Annotated in this window: 11 protein-coding genes; 3 read left to right on the top strand and 8 right to left on the bottom strand. The window is 62.4% G+C overall.

Translation table 11 applies throughout. From position 1 onward, the window contains the following. Positions 1-135: 135 nt before the first annotated feature. From CHB97_RS03740 to CHB97_RS03715, 6 genes are all read right to left on the bottom strand, one after another. A complete protein-coding gene (locus tag CHB97_RS03740) occupies positions 136-2,475 on the bottom strand; it encodes a GH92 family glycosyl hydrolase (protein WP_089286559.1) in 2,340 nt (779 codons plus the stop codon). Continuing rightward, entirely contained in the window at positions 2,475-3,911 is a 1,437-nt protein-coding gene (locus CHB97_RS03735; RefSeq protein ID WP_089286558.1) for a glycoside hydrolase family 125 protein, read from the bottom strand. Before CHB97_RS03735 ends, CHB97_RS03740 begins: the two co-directional genes overlap by 1 nt. After that, positions 3,908-6,499: a glycoside hydrolase family 3 C-terminal domain-containing protein gene (locus CHB97_RS03730; protein ID WP_089286557.1), complete on the bottom strand. Its 2,592-nt coding sequence runs from the start codon at positions 6,497-6,499 to the stop codon at positions 3,908-3,910. The genes CHB97_RS03735 and CHB97_RS03730 overlap by 4 nt, the downstream gene beginning before the upstream one ends. A 1-nt stretch (position 6,500) precedes the next feature. Beyond that, entirely contained in the window at positions 6,501-9,089 is a 2,589-nt protein-coding gene (locus CHB97_RS03725; protein ID WP_089286556.1) for a glycoside hydrolase family 2 protein, read from the bottom strand. Beyond that, positions 9,086-11,407, bottom strand: a complete 2,322-nt coding sequence (locus CHB97_RS03720; protein WP_089286555.1) for a beta-N-acetylhexosaminidase — start codon at positions 11,405-11,407, stop codon at positions 9,086-9,088. The genes CHB97_RS03725 and CHB97_RS03720 overlap by 4 nt, the downstream gene beginning before the upstream one ends. A gap of 381 nt (positions 11,408-11,788) precedes the next feature. Continuing rightward, positions 11,789-14,512, bottom strand: coding sequence for a TonB-dependent receptor (locus CHB97_RS03715; protein ID WP_089286554.1), 2,724 nt, complete (start codon positions 14,510-14,512; stop codon positions 11,789-11,791). 562 nt (positions 14,513-15,074) lie between these two features. On the opposite strand from CHB97_RS03715, the gene CHB97_RS03710 reads away from it, so the two are divergent. The 3 genes from CHB97_RS03710 to CHB97_RS03700 all read left to right on the top strand — a co-directional run bounded on the left by CHB97_RS03710 (position 15,075) and on the right by CHB97_RS03700 (position 20,209). Next, on the top strand, positions 15,075-15,812 hold the full coding sequence (locus CHB97_RS03710; RefSeq protein WP_089286553.1) for a GntR family transcriptional regulator: 738 nt from the start codon (positions 15,075-15,077) through the stop codon (positions 15,810-15,812). A 258-nt stretch (positions 15,813-16,070) separates the two neighbouring features. Beyond that, a complete protein-coding gene (galA, locus tag CHB97_RS03705) occupies positions 16,071-18,863 on the top strand; it encodes a beta-galactosidase GalA (RefSeq protein WP_200819785.1) in 2,793 nt (930 codons plus the stop codon). 77 nt (positions 18,864-18,940) lie between these two features. Then, entirely contained in the window at positions 18,941-20,209 is a 1,269-nt protein-coding gene (locus tag CHB97_RS03700) for an FAD-binding oxidoreductase (RefSeq protein WP_089286551.1), read from the top strand. Positions 20,210-20,218: 9 nt separating this feature from the next. Here CHB97_RS03700 and CHB97_RS03695 read toward each other — a convergent pair whose 3' ends face one another. Together CHB97_RS03695 and CHB97_RS03690 are read right to left on the bottom strand one after the other, a co-directional pair. After that, on the bottom strand, positions 20,219-20,776 hold the full coding sequence (locus tag CHB97_RS03695) for an FKBP-type peptidyl-prolyl cis-trans isomerase (RefSeq protein WP_089286550.1): 558 nt from the start codon (positions 20,774-20,776) through the stop codon (positions 20,219-20,221). A 116-nt stretch (positions 20,777-20,892) separates the two neighbouring features. After that, complete coding sequence (locus tag CHB97_RS03690) at positions 20,893-21,387, bottom strand: FKBP-type peptidyl-prolyl cis-trans isomerase (protein WP_089286549.1); 495 nt, start codon at positions 21,385-21,387, stop codon at positions 20,893-20,895.

Genomic DNA, 21,387 nt, shown 5'->3' with positions numbered 1-21,387 from the left:
CTTCCTTCTCTTACCAGCGGCATTTGATCGTGGCCGATCCAATGCCGCTTCATGTTCCCTCAATCGCCGGGCGGGCGCTTGCGCGCCCTTGGCTTACGCGCCACGTGGCACGGGCCGAAGCCCATGCCCATGGCCTCAGCTCTGGCTGGCACTGCGCCCAAAGGAGGGCGGACGGTCGGCGATTTTGGCGCCGAAGGTACGGTTGGGTTCCTTGGACATGGTGAAACGCAGCGTACCGCCCTGCACCAGATCCTTATGCGCGATCCAGCTTTTGCTCCAGGGCTGGCCGTTCCATTCCACGGCGCTGATATAGGGCGTATCGGCGCTGTTGCCGGGGGCTTCCACCACCAGCGTGCGGCCATGGCCCACCTTCACCGTGGCACGTTCGAACAAGGGCGAGCCAAAGACATAGACAGCCTCCACCGGATCAACCGGATAGAAACCAAGGGCAGAGAAGACGAACCAGGCGCTCATCTGGCCGCAATCATCATTGCCGATAATGCCCTTGGGCGCGTTGTGGTACATTTCCACGCACAGACGCCGCACCATGGCCTGGGTCTTCCAGGGGGTGCCGACATAGGCATAGAGATAGGGTGCGTGCTGGTCCGGCTCGTTGCCATGGGCATATTGGCCAACCAGCCCGGCAATATCCGGCGGCGCATTATGCGGCAGAGTGGACGGCGCATTGAACAGCGCGTCCAGCTTGGCCTCATAGGCCTGATCGCCGCCCATATGCTTGATCATGCCGTAAATGTCATGCTGGTTCAGGAAGGTGGCCTGCCAGCCATTGGCCTCCGTATAATCCCGCCACCAGGGCTTGGGCATATGGCCCAACTGGATGGGATCATAGGGTTCCCACCAGGAACCATCGGCAAAGCGCGGACGGGCGAAGCCGACGCGCTGATCAATCACATTGACCCAATTGCCCGACCGCCGCAGCAACCGCTGGGCATCCACCGTCTCCCCGATGGAACGGGCAAGCCTGGAACTGGCCCAATCATCATAGGCATATTCCTGGGTGCGGCTGACGCTCTCAAACACCTTGTCGGCCGGCACATAGCCCAGCTTGTCATAAAGGTCGCGGCCCCGGCTGTTATCCTTGTCCGGTGCCTTGAAATCAAAGCTGCGGCGGCGGATGGCTGGCCAGGCGGCAGCGTAATCCGCCGCAATCCCCTTGGCCTGCGCCTCGGCCAGCGGCACCACGCCGTGCCAGCCAATCATGGTGCCGGTTTCCTTGCCCTGCAGCGGCCAGACCAGCGGACCGAACGGCGATTGCGCCGTCTGGCGGATCAGATCATCGACCAGTTGTTTGGTCTTATCCGGGGCCACCAGGGTGAACAGCGGATGCACGGCGCGATAGGTATCCCACAGCGACCATGTGCTGTGCGCCGCCCCGCCGGCCGGCACCGTATGTACCTTACCATCCATGCCCAGATAGCGCCCATCGGCGTCAGAGAACAGCGTGGGGGCCAGTTGCGCATGGTAAAGCGCGGTGGTCATGATGGTGCGCTGGTCTTCGCTGCCGCCTTCCACCTGGATGGTGCCCAGCGTCTCAGCCCAAACGCCCGATGCCGCCCGGCGCACGGCATCGAAATCCCAATGCGTGGCCTCCGCCTTCAGGTTGCCCAGCGCGCCTTCCCGATCCACCCCGGAAATGCCGCAGCGGACCAGGATCGGCTCCCCGCCCGCCTCCTTGAATTGGACCAGCGCCTTCAGCCGGCGGCCTTCCACCTTGGCAGCACCGGCGGGCTGGGCCGCATCATCATCGGCATAGAAGCTGACCCGATCGGGCGACCGGGAAAACTGCATGGCGAAATAGATGCGCCGCCCCTTGGCCCAGCGGTTCACCGTGCGATGGCCGGTCAATGTGCCGTCGGCGGCCAGTTCCATGCCCGCATCCTGGATGAGCGGCGGCTGGTCGGACTTGTCCAGCACCAGATGCGACAGGTCGATCAGCAGATGACCGGGCCCTTGTGGGAACTGGTAGCGGTGATAGCCGGTGCGCGCCGTCACGGTCAGTTCGGCGCGCACGCCGCTTTCCAGCGTCACGGCATAGTAACCCGGTTCCGCCACCTCATCCTTGAAACGCTGGCGATATCCTGCATCCGGGTCGGCCATGGTGCCGGGGGTCAGTTGCACCTTGTCGCCCGCCGTCGGCACCACCAGCACATCCAGCATGTCGCCGATGCCGGTGCCCGACAGATGGGTGTGGGAGAAGCCCAGGATGGACGTATCGGTGCGGTGATAGCCGGAACAGGTATCCCAGCGCTCCACATCCGTATCCGGCCCCAGTTGCACCATGCCGAACGGCAGGCTGGGGCCGGGATAGGTGTGCCCATCCCCGCCGGTGCCGATGAACAGGTTGGGGGCGGTGGCCGGCGTGGCAGCCCAGGCCCGCCCGCGCGGCAGGCCCATACTCAGCATGGCCCCACCAAGCGCGCTGGAAATCAGAAGTTGGCGACGGCTGATCCCCATCACAGCACCTCTTTCAGGATTTGCGGGCGGGTATCGGCCAGATGCACAATCATTTCCCCGAACAGCCCATTGGCCCAGGCGAACCAGTCGCGGGTGAATTTCGACGGATCATCATGATCCACCGCTTCATGCATGAAGCCAGTATCGGCGTCACTGTCGCGCAGCATCTTCAGGCAGGTGCGGATGGTGGCATCATCGTTGGACGACAGCGCCCGCATGGTCAGCGACATGGGCCAGACCTGGCCTAAGCCGACATGCGGGCCACCGATGCCTTCCACCGCCTTACCCTTGGAGAAATAGGGATTGTTCTCGCTCCAGCAGGCATCACGGGTGCGGCGCCACAACGGATCGGCAAAATCAACACAGCCAAGATAGGCCAGCGACGACAGCGACGGCGTGTTGGCATCATCCATGAAAAGGGCGTTGCCGAACCCGTCCACCTCATAGGCCCAGACCTCGCTGCCATCCAGCAGGCGGGTCTTGCCATATTGGCGGATGGCGATCTCCACCTCATCCGCCAGGGCTTTGGCATCATTGGCCAAGTTGGCATCGCCCAAAGCCTCGCTGGCGATCACCGCCAGTTCGCGCAGCGTGGTGACGGCGAAGAAATTGGCCGGGATGAAGAAAGGATAAACGCAAGAATCGTCCGATGGACGGAAGCCGCAATGGATCATCCCCACCGGCCGCGACGGCGCACCATAACCATCCAGCATCAGGGTTTCGGTGGGGCGGTTGCTGGCCCGCAGGAAGCGGTAAGGCCCCTTCCCGTCCTTGCGCTGCTGTTCGCGGAAGGTGCGGATAACGGCCTTGGCGGCTTCCACCCAGGTCGCGTCATAGGGGCTCTTGTCCCCCATTTCCTTCCAATATTCGTAAGAGAGGCGCAGGAAGTAACAGAGGCTGTCGATCTCCCACTTCCGTTCGGCCACGCCGGGCTTCATTTCCGTCTGGTCCTGCAACGACCATTTCAGGTTGGTCGGGGCAGACGGGTCTTCCATGAAGGCATTGGCATAGGGATCGATCAGCACGGATCGGGCCTGCCGCCCGATCAGCCCCTGGAACAGGCGCTGCAACTCCTTATCCTGCCGCACCAGATGCAGGTACGGCTTCACCTGGGCGGCCGAATCACGCAGCCAGAGACAGGGGATATCGCCGGTGATCACAAAGCTGTCCAGCTTGCCATCCACCATGCCCATTTTCACCGTGGTATCCAGGGTGTTGGGATAGCAGTTGGCGAACATCCAGCGCAGCTTGGGATCCGCGATCTTGGCAGAGACACGCTTGATCTCCGCCTCCACCGCCTCGCTGGTGAAATGGCGGTCAGCCTTGGCGGGGCGGTGGCTGGTGAAACCGCTTTCGGTGCGGGCAAAGGCGGGTGCAGCCGTCAGCGCGGCGCCAGCGGCAATGCCCGTGGTAATGAACGTGCGACGGTCGATCATTTCGGCAGCTCCCAGGCTTCGCCCTGCAGGGTGAATTCAGTCCAGACACCGGGCGCGGTGCCCGGTTGGCCACCACCAATCCACAGCTTGTACGTACCCGGCTGCACCGTGCGGGTGCCATCACGAGAAACCGTAGACAGGCTACGCGGATCAATGGTGAAGCGCACATCCGTGGCCTTGCCCGGCTTCAATGGGGCGCGGGTGAAACCCACAAGCTGGCGCTGCAACACCGGGGTGGTCAGGGTCTTGCGGTCCTTGGATGCGGGCGGCACCAGATAGGCCTGCACCACCTCTTCCCCCGCCAGTTTTCCGGTATTGCTCACGCGGACGCTGACATCGACCGGGGCCTTGATGCTGCCCGGCTTGGCCTTGATCTGGTCATAGGCATAGCTGGTATAGGACAGGCCATGCCCGAAGCCATAAAGCGGCGTACCCGTAAAGAAGCGATAGGTGCGCTCCTTCATGCCATAATCGACAAAGGCCGGCAGGTCGCTGGTCTTCTGATAGATCGTCACCGGCAGACGGCCGGACGGGTTGTTCAGGCCCGCCAGCGTTTCGGCAACCGCCGTACCACCTTCCACACCCGGATACCATGCCGTCAGCATGGCATCGGCCATGGCCGGGTCGATGGTGACGGCGCTGCCGCTGGCCAGCACCACCACAACCGGCTTGCCGGTATCGCGCAGGGCCTGCAACAGCCGGCGTTGGATCAGCGGCAGTTCGATTTCCGTGCGGTCGCCACCGACAAAGCCGGGCACCGTCACCTGCAGGGCTTCACCCTCCAGGTCAGGGGTCAGGCCGACCATGGCGACGATGACATCGGCATTGGCCGCCGCCGCCAAGGCCTGCTGCAACAAAGGCTGATCGGGGGCCTGCCACATCATGCGGATGCCCTCATCCTCCCCGTAATGGTCCAGCTCCAGCCGGAAATCCACTGGCTTGCCATCGCTGTTATAGGGGATTTCCACCCGCTGCTTGCCCAATAGGCCCTGATGCACCGGCTTGCCATCGATCCACAACCGCACCTCGTCATGGCGGGTGCAGTCCTTCCAGCAGGCGGGGATGTCGATGGCCAGCACGTAACGGCCAGCGCCCGGCGGCACGAACTGGCCGGTCCAGCGGGCCGCAAACGACTTGGGGTCCAATTGCGGCAGGGGGGCGGTGCGGGCGAAGTTGAAATCAACCCGCCGGTCCTGCCGCGTCGCCACCGGGGTGCCGGTGACGGTGGAGGTGGCGAAATATTCCGCCTTCAGGCCCGGCTTGCCATCCGCCATGAAGGCGGTTTCCGGCATGGTGACGGCAGCACCATCCACCAGCACGGAACCCTGGGCATAGGTGACGTTCTGCGGCCCGAACTGACGGCGCAGGCCATCCAGCGGCGTCACCGGGTTCAGGGCCGCACCCTTATAATTGCCTTCCAGCACGCCCAGATCGTCGGCATTCGGGCCGATCACGGCAAGGCGCGTGCCCTGCTTCAGCGGCAGGATGGCATTATCATTCTTCAGCAGCACAATGGCCTTGCGCGCCGCTTCCAGCGCCAGGGCGCGGTGTTCGGGCGTGTTCACCTGATCGGGCTTGATGCTGGCCCATTTGCTGCTGGCGCCAAAGGCCGTGCCCAGCACGCGGCGGCCTTCCAGCGCACGGGCGAGCGACGTGTCAATCTCCGCTTCCGTGACCAGACCGCGCTTCACCGCTTCCGGCAGGGCCGCATAGGTATTGCCGCAATTCAGGTCCGTACCGCCCTTCAGGCTGGCGGCGGCGGCACCGGCCGCATCCAGGCGGTAATGGTGGAACATATGGACATTGGCCACCGCGTCACAGTCGGACACGGTGAAGCCCTTGAAGCCCCAATCCTTGCGCACCCGATCAACCATCAGCGACGGCAGGGCACAGACCGGCACGCCATGGATGGAATTATAAGCACACATCACCGACTGGGCTTGGCCCTCCGTAATGGTCTTGCGGAAGGCCGGCAGGTAAGTGGATTCCAGATCCTGCGGGCTGACATCCACGCTGAAACTGTCGCGCCCGGCCTCCGGTCCGCTATGCACGGCCAGATGTTTGGGCGTGGCGATCACCTTGGGCTGGCTCGGGTCTGGACCCTGCAGCCCCTTCACGAAAGCCACCCCCAGCGTGCCCGTCAGATGCGGGTCTTCGCCGTAGGTTTCCTGCCCCCGACCCCAGCGCGGGTCACGGAAAATGTTGATATTGGGCGACCAGATGGTCAGCCCTTCAAAGATACGGCGGTCGGCATCGGCGGGCTTGGTATTGAACTTGGCCCGCGCTTCAGTGGCGACGACATCGCCCACCTTGCCCAACAGTTCCGCATCCCAGGTGGCGGCCAGACCGACCGCCTGAGGGAACACGGTGGCATAGCCGTTGCGGGCCAGACCATGCAGCCCCTCGTTCCACCAATCGAAGGCGGGGATACCCACCTTGCGATTGGCGGGGGCCGTGCTTTGCAGCTGGGCGGCCTTTTCTTCCAGCGTCATCGTGGCGATGGCCTTGGCGACCGTATCATCCACGGGGGCGGCCACCGCGCTGGTGGACAGCGCGGTGGCGGCGAGCAGCAATAAACGACGGAACATGTTATTGCGGTCCCAGGGTACGGAGGGTCAGGGCACGCTTCAGCGCGGCGGCGGTGGCATCGGAACGGACATCCACGGTGATGCTTTCACCCGGCAACAGGTCAAACCCATCATCGGACGGCTGGGCGGCGGTGGCGCCGAAATCCAGCATCACAGCGCGGGCCAGGGAAGTGGCTGTGATCGTCACCTTTTTACCCTCCCATTCGGCCTTCAGGCCGGGGGCGGGATAGGCCATGTCCTTGGGCAACGCGCGTTCCACAATGGTGCGGGACACAGGCTTGCCGTCGATGATCAGCTCGGCCACGGCATAGCTGGCCTTGGCATCGGCACCATGGAACAGATCAGCATCCGGGATGCTGGCCACCTGTGCTGCACTTATCGGCAACATGGTTACAGTTTCCTCCCGATTGCCGATGACTTTCCCGGCCATGTCGAAGGACCGGATACGCCATTGGCCGGTGATCGGCTGGGTGGCATCCGACACCACGGAAACCACCGTCGCGCCCTCGCGGTACTGGGCCACGATGGCCTGCGGCGCGAAGAAGCGGCGGGCGGCGTAATGCAGCAGCTTCCAGCGCCCGTAATAATCCATGCTGGCCCAGGAAATAGCCGGCCAAGTATCATTGATCTGCCAATAGAGCGAACCCAGCGTTACCGGGCGGCAGGCGCGGTGGTGACGGGCGGCCATCTCAATCGCCTGCGCCTGGTTCACCTGGGTCAGGTAGACCAGATCGGCAAAATCCTTCGCCGGGCGCAGCCGCTGATCCAGATACATCTGCAGGCGCGCATTGCCCTCACCGGCCAGGAACTTCTGGTGTGCCTTCAGCACCGGGCTGTCGATAGCCAGATCACCCTTGCCGGCAAATTGGCGAATGGTCGCCATGTCCGGCATGGACTGGAAACCGAATTCCGACATGAAGCGCGGGCAGGATTCCAGGTACTTTTCCACCGGCTTGGAACCGGACCAGACATCCCAGAAATGGCGGTCGCCATCCTTGTCCGTGTCGGTCGGCCCTTCATAATCGGTGGAGGGGGAACCCGGCCAATAGGGGATGCCGGGGGAGCGGCTCAACACCGCATCGCGGAGCACCCGGTCGAACAGCACGGCCATGCCGACGCCGACCCGTTCCTGCTCATCCGGTCCCACCCTCTTCTTGAAGGCCTTGCGATCGGACCAGTTTTCCCAGCCCGACAAAACCTCGTTATTGCCGGCCCAGACAACAACGGATGCGTGCGATTGCAGGCGTTCCACCTGCTCTTCCGCCTCCGCCTTCACGCTATGGCGGAATTCCGCATCCGGCGGGGTGACGGCCCCGCCGAACATGAAGTCCTGCCAGACCATGATGCCCAATTCGTCCGCCATGTCATAGAAGGGCTTATGCAGGTAATAGCCGCCGCCCCAGACGCGGATCATGTTCATGTTGGCGTCGCGCGCGCTGTTCAGCACGTCGCGCATTTGGGCTTCTGAAACACGGGAAGGGAAATTATCAAACGGGATCAGGTTCGCCCCCTTGGCGAAAATCTCCACCCCGTTGATCTTGAAGCCAAAGCTGCCCTTCTCGCGCACCAGTTCGCTGGTGCGCAGGCCGATGCGGCGTTCCACCTTGTCGGCGGCCCCCTGCCCGTCACCCAACTGGCCGGAAACCTTGTAAAGCGGCTGCGCGCCATAGCCCACCGGCCACCAGCGCTGCGGCTTCTCAATGGTCAACGGAATCGTGACCTCATTCACGCCAGCGGCCACCTTGGCCGTGCGTTCCACCTTCTGCACCGTGCCATCGGGCGCGGTGATGCTGGTGGTCAGCGTCACCATAGTTTCCTTATCGGCAACAACGCGGTAGCGGGCCAGCAACCGCGCCTCTGCATCGTTCAGCGCTTCCTGATGCACCAGCAGCGTGTCAACGCGGGCGTCATCCCAGACTTCCAGATTGACCGGCTGCCAGACGCCGATATTCACCAGACGCGGGCCCCAATCCCAGCCATACTGATATTTCGGCTTGCGGATATAGGGACTGGTCTGTTTGCCCTTCGGCTCATCGCCAAAGGCACTGTCATATTCGCCGGGCAGCGGGTTGGCTTCGGCCAGCACCTTGGGCTGCAGCGTGCGGATGGGCGAGGCGATGGAGACGATGATCTCATTCTCCCCCGCCTTCAGCGCCTGCTTCGCATCCACCCGCCAGCGGCGATGGGCATTGTCGGTGGACAGCAGCACCTTGCCATTAACGCTGACGCTGGCGAACGTATCCAGCCCGTCAAACACCAGTTCCAGATTGTCGCGCGCCAGCATGGCGGGCGTAACCTGGATGGTGCGGCGGAACTGCCAGTTGGTCAGGCCTGCCCACTGGATCGGTGCTTCATTGATACCGATAAACGGGTCGGGCACGCGACCGGCGGCCAGCAGATCCTGCTGTACCGAACCGGGCACCAGGGACTTGAACCATTTCGCTTCTTTGGGATGGGCCTTCACGGCATCCGCATCGCTGGGGTCGATGCGGACCTGCCATTCCCCATCCAGGGAAACAATATCCTTGGGTGCGGCCAGCGCGGAAGTGGTCAGCAGCAGAACGGAGAGGAGAGCGGCACGGATTTTCATTGGGCCTTCTCCTTCAGCGTCACGCTATGCACCGTATAGAACGGGTCCAGCAGCGAGGATGTGAACTGGAAGCACATGTCGGCATCCCCTTCCAGCTTCGGCAGGCTGCCGCTGAAGCTGAAGCGGGTGGGGGCGGTGTTGGGATCGGGCAGCGGGAAAGTGGCCACCACCGTCGGCTTCAGCTTGCCCTCGCTCTTGGCGGCGGCAATGCAGTTGGCGCTGATCACCAGTTCGCCATGGGTGGTGACGGCATAGTGATGCCGCAGGGCCTTTTCCTCATGCGCCAAGCCATAGTGACGAGCCAGCCGCGCCACCTCCACGGTGAAGCTCTTGGCGACATCCAGCGGGGCCGCCGGATAGGCGGTGCAGGTATCGAAGATATTGACGTTATAGGCCGGCGCATTCTCCTTGGCGCCAGAGGTCGCCGGCACGCGCAAACCCAGCGCACCGCGCGGGCAGGCCACCATGTCCGAGGCGCTGCGGGTCAGCAGTGCTTCCCGCGTCGTGTCAAAGCTGCGCGGGGCGGCCGTGGGCTGACCCTGCTTGTCAAAGGCGACGGCGCGGATGGTGGTGCCGGGCTTGACCGTCAGCGTCTCTTTGAAGGTCTTGGACTTAGCTGTCGGTTCCTTGCCATCCAGCGTATAGCGGATGGTGCCATAGCCGGCCTGGGTGGTCAGGTTGACCTTCACCTTATTGTCGCGCAGGGCCTGGCCCCGCGTGCCATCCAGCTTGAAATCCACGGCAAAGGCGCTGTCGGCGACATGGATGCCGGAACGCTCCCAGCGCTGCATCTGCGGGCGCACCCGGTCCAGAAAGCTGGTGAAATCGCGCTTGTCCTTATCAGACCAGACGATTTCCGCCACCGCCGCCGCACGCGGGAAAATCACATGCTGCACCTGATAGGGGGTGGCCAGATACTCGCTCCAGGCATTGGCCTGGGCACCCAGCACATGCTTGGCCTTTTCCGCATCGATGCCGGCCGGCATCGGATCGTACTTGTAGACATCGGCCAGGGTCTGGATCGACAGGCGACCCGGCGGCTCATCCGCACGGTCGCTCTGCAAACTATCCAGATAGAGCGTCGGCGCGGGGCTCAACACCACATCATGGCCGGCATTGGCGGCAGCAACCGCCCCCTTTTCCCCACGCCAGGACATGACGGAGGCGGATGGCGGAAGACCACCTTCCAGAATCTCATCCCAGCCGATCAGGCGGCGGCCCTTCTGTGCCAGATAGGCCCCGAGTTCATCAATCACCCAGGTTTGCAGATGGTTTTCATCCCGCAGGCCCAGGGCCTTGATCTGGGCCTGCACTTCCGGCGAACGCTGCCACTGGTCCTTTACCGCCTCATCACCGCCCAGATGAATGAAGGTGCCGGGGAAGACGGCGATCAGTTCATCCAGCACATTCTTGATGAACTGCATTCCCTTCTCATTGGGGTTCAGCAGATAGGGGTTGATACCCCAATCGTGGGAAACAACCGGTCGGTCGCCGAACACGCCAATTTCCGGATAGGCTGCGACCAGGGCCTGGGCATGGCCCGGCAGGTCGATTTCAGGCACGATGGTGATGCCGCGCTCAGCGGCATAGGCGACCAGCGCCTTCAGCTGTTCCTGGGTGTAATAGCCGCCGACCTTCTCCGTCGGGGCCGGGCCGCCCGTGCTGGGGCCCTGACGCCAGGCGCCAAGCTCGGTCAGCTTGGGATATTGCTTCACCTCAAAGCGCCAGCCCTGATCATCGGTCAGGTGGATATGCAGGGTGTTCAGCTTCACCGACACCATCTGATCGACGATGCCATAAAGGAATTCGATCGGCTGGAAATGCCGCGCCACATCCACCATCAGACCGCGCCAGCCAAAACGCGGCGCGTCTTCAATGGACAGGGCCGGCACCGTCACCGGCTTGCCGAAATTGTGATCCGGGCTCAGCAACTGCGCCACCGTCATGGCGCCATAGATCAGGCCACGGTCGCCAGAGGCGGTGACGCGGATACCCGTGGCATCCACCGACAGCTTATAGGCTTCGTCCCCAGCGACAGCGGAATCGCGCACCAGGGTGATGGTGCCGGCCGTGCCAGCCGCCACCAAAGACAGGCCGCGTTCGACCTTCACATGCGCCGCCAGCAGCCGCGCCGCCGCCGTCGCACCGGCATCCCCCGCCGGCACACCAATGGTTGCCCCGTCCGAAACCGTGAAGCTGCCGGTGGCGGCAGCTACCTTCTGCGGCATGGGTACGAGCGGCGGTAATGTTTGCGCTATCGCGGTGGAGGCGAACAACGTCGCCAGCCCGATTGATATGCTCAATGCAGCTCGTTTCATCCATGCCTCACAGGTTCTGTATTGGTATTATAGAGGACTCTGCTGCGGAAACTGCCAAATCCGCGCAAACCTTGAGCCTCTTAGCGGAAACGCGACATCAAACGGTCTTAAATGACCGCATTGTTATCATAAAGGTATGGTGCCAAAGGCTGCGCGCCACGTCTATGCCTGATATGCGCAGATGACCAAAAAATTCCACAGCATCCCTGCGGCCAAGATGCAGACATGCGAATGCACAGGCGCGATATCGGTAACCGCGCCTGTGCATTCAAGACCATGCGATATGCAGATAAAAAAATTCCCATGGGGCCCGGTCCTGACAGCCGGGCCCCATGGGAAAGGCCTCCTTTCCCCAAAAGGGAAAGGAGGCGCTGGGAGGAATTACATGCGGTAAGAGATGGACGCCGCGTAGGTCCGGCCATTCTTGTAGAAGGCGGTCGGACGGTCACGGGAGCCGCTATACTGGATGTAGGTTTCGTCCAGCAGGTTCTGGGCATTCACCGTCAGCGAGATCGCATCGGTGATCTGGTAAGCGGCCGAGAAGTCCAGCTGGCTGTACGGGGCCACCATGTCGCGCGAGTTCAGGCGACCGATGGTACGGAAATAGGACGAACGGTAATTGTAGCTGAGGCGGGCCTGGAACGGGCCCTCTTCATAGTACGGGATCACCGACACGGTGTGCTTGGACAGGTACGGCAGATTCAGCTCACCCAGGGTGTCGCTGGAGTCCGTGGAGCTGTCGGCATAGGTGTAGTTGGCCTGGATACCAAAGCCGTTCCAGATTTCACTCTGGCCAGCGATCAGGATACCATTGACCTTGGCAGAACCAGCATTGACCGGACGGCTGACGCTGTAACCATCCTCAAAGCGCTGGGTCAGGCCATTGAACAGACGCACATTGCTCTCACGGCTGTTCACGATGTAGTTGTCGATTTCACGACGGAACAGTTCCAGCGACACCAGGGTGCCACGCTTCGGATACCACTCGGCCGAGATTTCGTAGTTCACCGACTCATAGGGCTTCAGGTTGGGGTTGCCGCCGCTGGCATCCTTGGTGACATCGTTCTGGGAGAACGAGCCGGCCAATTCGCCATAACGCGGACGGGAAATCACCTTGGCCACAGCACCGCGCAGAATGACGTTCTCTTCGAACTCATAGGCGATGTTGAAGTTCGGCAGGAACTTCAGATAATCGGTCTCGACCGACTGAACCTGCGGCACCGGGTTGTCGTTGCTGGTCAGCGCGAAATCAGAGACATCGCGGGTGTAGACCAGACGGCCACCGATGTTACCGCGGATGTTACCCTTTTCGAAATTCAGCTGGGTGTAGCCAGCCGCCACATTTTCCTGCACCCGGTTGGATGCGCCAATCTTGCGACCCAGGTCGAAATTGATGCTGTCGGCCAGGATCTTGATGACGGCTTCGCGCGGCAGGTTCAGGTACTTGGTGGCATTGCCGCTGCCGCCAGAACCGTCGAACACGCCGTCGGGCGTGGACAAGGTTTCAACACCCAGCTGGGAGGCCAGCTTGGACGTGGACAGATAGGTGTTGAAGCCAGCCGCATCGACGCGGTTGACATGGTCGGTGATACGGCCGCCGAACAGCAGCTTGGTAAAGGGACCGAATTCCAGCGGGATTTCGGTATCGACACCGCCATAGATGTCACGGTCGGTGGTCTTGCTGTAATCCAGCCCGCCAATCTGCGCGGCGTTCAGCTGAACGCCGTTGACGATCATCGGCTTGCCTTCGAACGTCTGCAGATTGTTGTTCGGGTTGGTGAAGTAATTGGCCGGGTTGGTCGGGTCACCCTTGAAGTTGACCGTCGCGCTGTCATCCGTGAACGCATAGTCAAAGCCCAGCTTGGTCTGGACGTTGAACAGGTATTCCGGATCGCGACCACCGGTGGCCTTGCTCCAACCGCCGCTCAGCTTCACCTTGGCGCCGCTGGTGCCTTCCCACTCGCCTTCCAGGTTCAGGCTGTCGGTCTTCAGCTTGGTACGACGAACCAGGGTATCCAGCTGGGCGCTCTGGCTGCTGGCCGGGTCGAAGGAAGCAGCCGTCACCACACCATTATTGATGGTTGCCGACAGCAGCTTGTCACCGGTCCAGGCACCCGGAATGGTGTACATGGACTGGCTGTAGTTATTGTAGTTACCGTCGATATGCAGACCGCTGGCGGTCAGCGTAATCTCTTCCGACGGACGCCACTGGGCGGTGCTGGAAACGCTGGTGCGTTCACGCACCTGCTGGAAATAGGCATAGTTGATGCCGAACGGCGAAACGGCCTTATCCAGGTCGGCGACGCTGCCGCCGGTGATCTTGGCGTTCGGGTTCTTCAGCACGCGCTGACCAGCCGCATTGGTGGTCAGGAACGGGCTGCTGCCACCATTGACATTGTCATAACCGAAGAACTCGACACCGGCGCGGGTCAGGTTCTGGCGGTCATAGGTGACAGCACCCAGGATACCGAAGGTCTCGTCTTCGTTCTTCCAGCTGAGCAGACCGGAGGCGCGGCCATTGCCCTTCTCGGAACGGTCATTATAGGAATAACCAGCCGAGGCGAAAGCGGAACCCGATTCCATGTCCAGCGGCTTGCGCGTGCGGACGATGACGGTACCACCGATCGAACCTTCTTCGATCTGCGCTTCCGGCGACTTGTAGACCTCAAGACGGTCCACCAGTTCCGGCGCCAGCAGAGAATAGTTGAAGGTACGGCTGGACGGGTCGTTGTCGTTACCACCCCAGTCGGCCGAGGCCAGGGCGTGGCCATCCAGCAGCATCCGGTTCAGGGCCGGATCGGTACCATGAATGGCGACCTTTTCACCCTCACCGAAGCGACGGTCGATGGAGACGCCGGGGATGTGGGACAGCGATTCCGCAACGTTACGATCCGGGAACTTGCCCACATCTTCGGCGGAAATCACGTCAACCACGGAATTGGCCTGACGCTTAACCTCAATGGCCTGACGCAGGCTGCCGCGAATACCGGTAACAATAATTTCTTCGAGCTGCTCGCCACCAGCGGTTCCCTGTGCCTGGGCCTGAACGCCGCAAGCAAAACCCGCCAACGCGGTGGAAACCAGAACCAAATGCCGCAATTTCATGCCTTCCCCCTGTTGAAAGATGCCCCCAGCCAAGAGCGCCGCCGAGAGGCACGCCCACCATCTGGCGGACGCCATTCCACACATTTCTTGTCGGCCCAGCCGATCACTGTTAGCGCTAAAATCAACATAACCAATTCATACCAAACATGCTACCTCTTTTAAAATTTCGTGACGGTCGCATGAACTATGCGCAAGCGATTGATTAAATTAAAAAATTCTTCAGTTGGCACCAAGGCTCCGATAGCGTCAGGCGTACAGTCTTTTACGACCGTGTAAATCTTGCCACAGTGTCCTTCCCCTCCTTAATACCAACTCGTAACAATCACTTTCCAGCGGCAACCCAAAGCCGCAAAAGTACATAACCTTGTAAGGTGAATTGCCCCCCTAAATAACATGGTATGCAGCCCCCCCCTGTGAGGCACTCAGACGATTCCACATTGAGGAAGGGGGGGCATCCCAAGCACCAATATAGGTCTTGGCCCATACCGGTTGCCCTGCTGTTAAGCATGATATATTTCTGACGCTATTGGGTGCGGCGCAGGATCGCCGCCAGGGAGGCGTGATGGCGTTTTCGGATTTGGTGGGACGCTTCCGGGCGGATAACCACTCCCCTCTATATATTCAGCTTCAGCAGCTGATCCGCGATGCGATCGGCGGCAATGTGTTGAACCAGGGGGATGCCATTCCGCCGGAACGCGATCTGGCGGTGGAATATGATGTTTCCCGCATCACCGTGCGCAAGGCGATTGCCGGGCTGGTGGAGGAAGGCTTGCTGACCCGTCGGCGGGGTGCGGGCACCTTCGTCGCTGGCCGGGTGGAAAAAAGCTTCTCCAAGCTTTCCTCCTTCTCCGAGGATATGGCGGCACGCGGGCGCCGGGCCAGCAGCAGCTGGATTTCCAAGGGCCCCGGACAGGTCAATCCGGAAGAGGCCATGGCCCTGGGCCTTTCTCCCGGCGCGCCGGTGTTCCGTTTTGCCCGTATCCGCTATGCCGATGATGTGCCGATGGCGCTGGAATTTTCCACCATCGCCGGCTATTGCCTGCCTTCGGCCGATGCGGTGGGCAGCAGCCTTTATGCTGCCCTGGAAAAGGCCGGCAGCCGCCCGGTGCGGGCGTTGCAGCGGCTGCGCGCCGTGCCGTTCCTGGGTGACCACGCCAAGATGCTGGGCGTGGATGCTGGTCATGCCGGCCTGCTGATCGAACGCCGCGCCTTCCTGCGCGATGGCAGGGCGGCGGAATTCACCCGCTCCTATTATCGCGGCGATGCTTATGATTTTGTTGCGGAATTGAGCGATATCTAACCAATAGAATACCAATTTATCTCAATTTCATGTATCAAACTTTGGCGCGGGCAGTTCTACCGGCTTGCCCGATAGCGCTCGCCTGAGTTTCCGACCCCATAGCGCCTGCTGATCAGGCGCCCGCGATGGAGCCGATATATGGATCGCCGCCAATTCCTGCTGGCCACCACGGGCACTGGAGCCTTATTGACAGCCGGTCAGTGGCCCTTGGCTGTTCTAGCAAGCAGCGGGGCCGCCACAATTTCGCAGAATTTCCCTATGCCGGCACCCCTGGACAGCCCAGCACCCACTCTGCCGGAAACCGACGCAACCCGTACCCTGCTTGATCTCGGCTGGCGTTTCCATGAAGGAGACATTCCAGTACCGGAGCCGGTGGGCCATCATGCCACATATCTTTCAATCAAAGCAGGCACGGCCCCCGGTGCTGCGGCTCTCATTTATGATGATAGCGACTGGCGGGAAGTCCGGCTGCCGCACGACTGGGCTTCTGAGCAGCCATTCGTTGAATCCGCCAATATCTCCCAGGGGTACCGTCCACGCGGTATCGGCTGGTACCGGCGGGCGCTTCGGCTGGACCCGGCGGATCGGGGCAAAAAGATCGAGCTGCAGATCGGCGCTATCGCCACCCATGCCACTATCTGGATCAACGGCTCCATCGTCGCTCACAGCTTTTCGGGCTATACCAGTCTTTACATTGATATCACTCCCTTCGCCCGCTATGGCGACGATCTGAACATCATCGCCATCCGCGCCGATGCCACCGCCATGGAAGGCTGGTGGTATGAAGGGGCGGGCCTTTACCGCAATGTCTGGCTGGCGCGCCGGGCCTCTGTTTCCATTATTACCGATGGCATCCATTGCGACCCGCGCCAGGATGGCGGTGGCCGATGGCGCGTGCCGGTCACCGCCACCTTGACCAATATTGAAACGGCACCGGTGACAGTGACCGTGGAAGCAAGCCTGGTGTCACCGGATGGGCAGGAAATCACCCGTGGCAGCGCCGGCGTAACCGTCGTTCCGGTTCTGGATCAGGCCACGGCCAGCCTGTCGCTGGATGCCGGCCAGCCCCGGCTCTGGTCGGTGGACAGCCCCACCCTCTATACCCTGCGCACCCGCGTGCTGCGGGATGGCAAGGTGATCGATGAACGTAACACGCCGATCGGTTTCCGCAGCATCCGATTCGATGCCGATAAGGGTTTCTTCCTCAATGATCAGCCGGTGAAGCTGAAGGGTGTTTGCATCCATCAAGATCATGCAGGCGTCGGCGTTGCCGTGCCGGACAGTCTGATCCATTGGCGCCTGCTGCGGCTAAAGGCCATGGGCTGCAATGCCATCCGCATGTCCTCCCACGCGCCGACAGCGGAGTTGCTGGATTGGTGCGACCGGCTGGGCTTCCTAGTGATGAACGAGAATCGCTTGTTCAATCCAGCACCGGAATATTTGGGTCAGCTGGAATGGCTGGTGCAGCGCGACCGCAATCACCCCAGCGTAATCCTCTGGTGCCTGTTCAACGAAGAGCCCATGCAGGGCACCGAATCCGGGGTGGAAATGGTGCGCCGGATGGTGATGGCCTTGAAGCGGTTGGATGACAGCCGACCGGTGACGGCGGCAATGAATGGCTCTTTCTATGATCCGGTCAATGTTTCCACCGTCGTCGACGTGATGGGCTTTAATTACTATCAGGAGCATTACGACCGGTATCATGCCCGCAATCCGGGCAAACCCATTATCAGCTCGGAAGATACCAGCGCCTATCAGACGCGCGGCGCCTTTGAGAGCGACCCCAGCCGTAACATCATCACCTCTTATGACAAGGAAGCCGCAAGCTGGGGTAATACACACCGGCAGAGCTGGAAGAATATCGCCGAGCGTCCCTTCATCGCCGGCGGCTTCGTCTGGACCGGTTTCGATTATCATGGGGAGCCTACACCCCATGCCTGGCCCAGCATCGCCAGTTTCTTCGGCATCCTGGACCTTTGCGGTTTTCCCAAAACCGCCTTCGGCATCCATGCCGCCCATTGGATTGATGACCGCCCCGTCATCTTCATGGCCCCGCATTGGACCTGGCCCGGCCGCGAGGGCCAGATGGTGAAGCTCTTCATCAGCAGCAATGCTGACGAGGTCATCCTGAAACTGAACGGGCGGGAGATCGGGCGGCAGAAGGCCGACCGCTTCATGGGCAATGAATGGGATGTCCCCTATACCCCCGGCCGGATTGAGGCCGTGGCTTTGCGGGATGGCAAGCCGGTCGCTTCCGCGATGCACGAGACGGCCGGCCCCCCCGTGGCCCTGCGCCTGACGCCCGCCCGGACAAGCATGGCCGGCGATGGGGAGGAGGTGCAGCCCATCACCATCGATGCGGTGGATTCCAAGGGCCGCCACGTCCCCACGGCCAACCTGATGACGCGTTTTCAGGTGGAAGGCGCCAGCATCATCGGCGTCGGCAATGGTGACCCCAACAGCCATGAGCCAGAGCAGGGCAACAGCCGCTCCCTGTTCAACGGTCTGGCCCAGATCATCATCCGTGCCGATCAGGGCAAGGGTCGCATCACACTGCGGGCGGAAGCAGATGGGTTGAAACCGGCGCGACTCTCCATCGAGCGGCTGGCCGCATCCCCCCGCCCGCAGGTGCCGGTGACCCCGCCGCGTCTGGCGCTGGAGGAATGGCGGCGCTCCCCCCTGCTGACGGAAAAACCCGCCCCCGCCCTGGCCCCGGCCGATGGGGACAATAACAGCTGGGCCTTCCTGCGGGCTGGCATCACCACGCCGGCGGAATCCCAGCCCGGCTGGCGCGTCTATCGCACCCGCTTCCAGCCCTGGAAGCGGATGGCAGCGGAAGGCGGGCTGCTGCGGTTCGAGCAGGTCGGCGGCCGCGCCGAACTCTGGGTTGATGGGCGGCTGGTGGCGGAGAAATCCGCTGCCGGGGCGGGACCGCTGCAGGCCAGCTTCCCCCCCGGCAGCGCTGCGCGCAGCGTCGTCCTGCTGGTGGAGTCGGCGGCCGGTGCGCCCTCGGGTCTGCTGGGCAAGGTCAGCGCGCTGGTCAACGGATAGGCGGGCTGGACATGGCTTCTCAACGGGTTGCGGTGTTATGCTGCCGCTGCCCATGAGGAACCGAGCCGGAACCGATCATGCACCATGCCCCGTCCTGGTACGCCGATACTGCCCATGCCGCCCCCGCCCGCCCAATGCTGGTGGGGGACACGGCAGCGGATGTCTGCATTGTCGGTGCCGGTTATACGGGGCTGGTCACCGCCATTGAACTGGCCCAACGGGGCCTGTCCGTGGTGGTGCTGGAGGCGGCCAGGGTCGGCTGGGGTGCCTCTGGCCGCAATGGTGGCCAGATCGTCACCGGCTATAACAAGTCCATTGCCGAGATCGAACAGCTGGTGGGCAAGGCCGATGCCCGGCTTCTGTGGGACATGTCGGAGGAAGCCAAGCAGATATTGGCCGGGCTGGTGGAGCAGCATCAGATCGATTGCGATCTGAAATGGGGCTATCTGTTGGCCGCCTTGAAGCCCCGCCATGTCACCGCCCTGGCGGCGCATCAGGCGGAGCTGGAAGGGCTGGGCTATGGCCAGTCCCGCCTGGTGGGTCAGGCGGAAATGCGTGAGATGGTGGCGACCAAGGCCTATCTCAGCGGCCTTTATGATGCCGGGTCCGGCCAGCTGCACCCGCTGAACTATGCGCTGGGGCTGGCCCGCGCCGCTGAAAGCCTGGGCGTGCGCATCCATGAGGATAGCCGGGTGGTGCGTGTGGAGACCGGCGACCAGCCCTTTGCCACCACCGCCACCGGCAAGGTCTCGGCCCGTTATCTGGTGCTGGCCGGCAATGCCTATCTGGGCGGGCTGGCTGGGGCCGCCAGCAGCCGGATCATGCCCGCCGGCACCTATATTATCGGCACCGCCCCAATGGATCCGGCCCGGGCAGAAGCGCTGATCCCCAGCGGCATCGCCGTGGCCGATATCAATTTCGCCCTGAATTATTACCGCCGCTCACCCGACCACCGCTTCCTGTTCGGTGGTGGCGTCAGCTATTCCGGCTTTGATGCGCCGGGCCTGAAACAGAGCCTGCGCCGCACCATGTTGCAGTATTTTCCGCAACTGGCTGATCTGGCGATTGATTATCTCTGGGGCGGTCATGTTGCCATCACCATGAACCGCCTGCCCCATCTGGGCCGGCTCAGCCCCACCACCTATTTCGCCCATGGCTATAGCGGCCACGGGGTGGCGCTCACGGCCATGGCCAGCCGGGTGATTGCGGAAGCCATCAGCACTCAGGCCGAACGGTTTGATGTCTTCGCCCGCATCCCGCACCGGCCCTTCCCCGGTGGTCAGGCCCTGCGGATGCCGGCCCTGGTCCTGGCCATGACCTGGTACCGGCTGCGCGATTTGATTTAAGCCACTATTTTACCGGATCATGTTGGGGTTCAGCAGCAGGTTGGTATTATCCGGCTTGCGCGTGCCCAGCAGTTCGATGGTGAACAGCAGGGTGGCCCCACCAGGAATGCTGCCCGGCTGACCCCGCGCGCCATAACCCAGCTCCGACGGGACCGCCAGTTCCCAGGTCTCCCCCACCTTCATCATCGGGATGGCTTCCTGCCAGCCGCGAATCAAGCCCGACAGCGGGAAGGAGGCGGGGCGGCCCCGGTTATAGGAACTGTCAAACACGGTGCCATCGATCAGCACGCCGCGATAATGCACCGTCACCTCATCCGTCAGGGCCGGGCGGGGCGCATTGCCCACCGCCTGCTTCATGATGCGGAACTGCAGACCGCTGGGCGTCATCCGCCAGCCGGGCTTCTTGGCATTTTCAATCAGATACTGCTTCTGCGGATCGATACGCGGCAGGGTCAGCGCCGCATCAGCGCCAGCAGCCGGGGACGCCGGCTGCTGGGCAGCAACGGGCAGCGCCTGGAAGGTCAGCAGGGCAGCGGCAAGCAGGGCGGACTTGGACAGGACGGACATGTGGGCGACGGCTCCGTTCCGGCGACAACGGGGAAAGACAGGCATTGCGCACGGGCGTAGCACGGAAGCGGGCGCAGAACCATCCCCCTTGCCGCCGCAGCCGCATCACCCCGGTATCAACCGCCGCCACCGATCTCGCTGCTCAGCTTCGGCGCTTCCAGCCCCAGCAGTTCGATGGTGAACAACAAGGTGGAATCGGGCGGCACCTTGCCGGTGGATGATCCACGCGCGCCATAACCCAGCTTGGCCGGCACAGCGATTTCCCACTTGTCGCCAACATGCATCAGGGGCAACACTTCCTTCCAGCCGGCAATTACCCGCGTCAGCTGCAGACGGACAGGCTTGCGCCCCTTGGCCGTGTCGTCGAACACGGTGCCGTTCAGCAGGCTGCCGCGATAATGCAGGGTGGCATAATCGGTCAGCAGCGGGCCCCTGCCCTTGCCGGGGCCCGCCTCCACCACCCGGTAGCGCACGCCGCCCGGCGTGGCCTTCCAGCCGGCAGCATCCAGGGACTGGAGATATTCAGCCTCCGGCAAGGGGGCCGCCCGCGCCAGCGACGGCACCAGCGGGGACAGCAGAAAGGCGAACAGGGCCCCCAGAACGCGCAACAT

This window comes from Azospirillum sp. RU38E, assembly GCF_900188385.1.
In the GTDB taxonomy this organism is placed as follows: Bacteria; Pseudomonadota; Alphaproteobacteria; order Azospirillales; family Azospirillaceae; genus Niveispirillum.
Note: the sequence above shows the minus strand (reverse complement) of the source record. Positions and strands in the feature narration are given on the sequence as shown.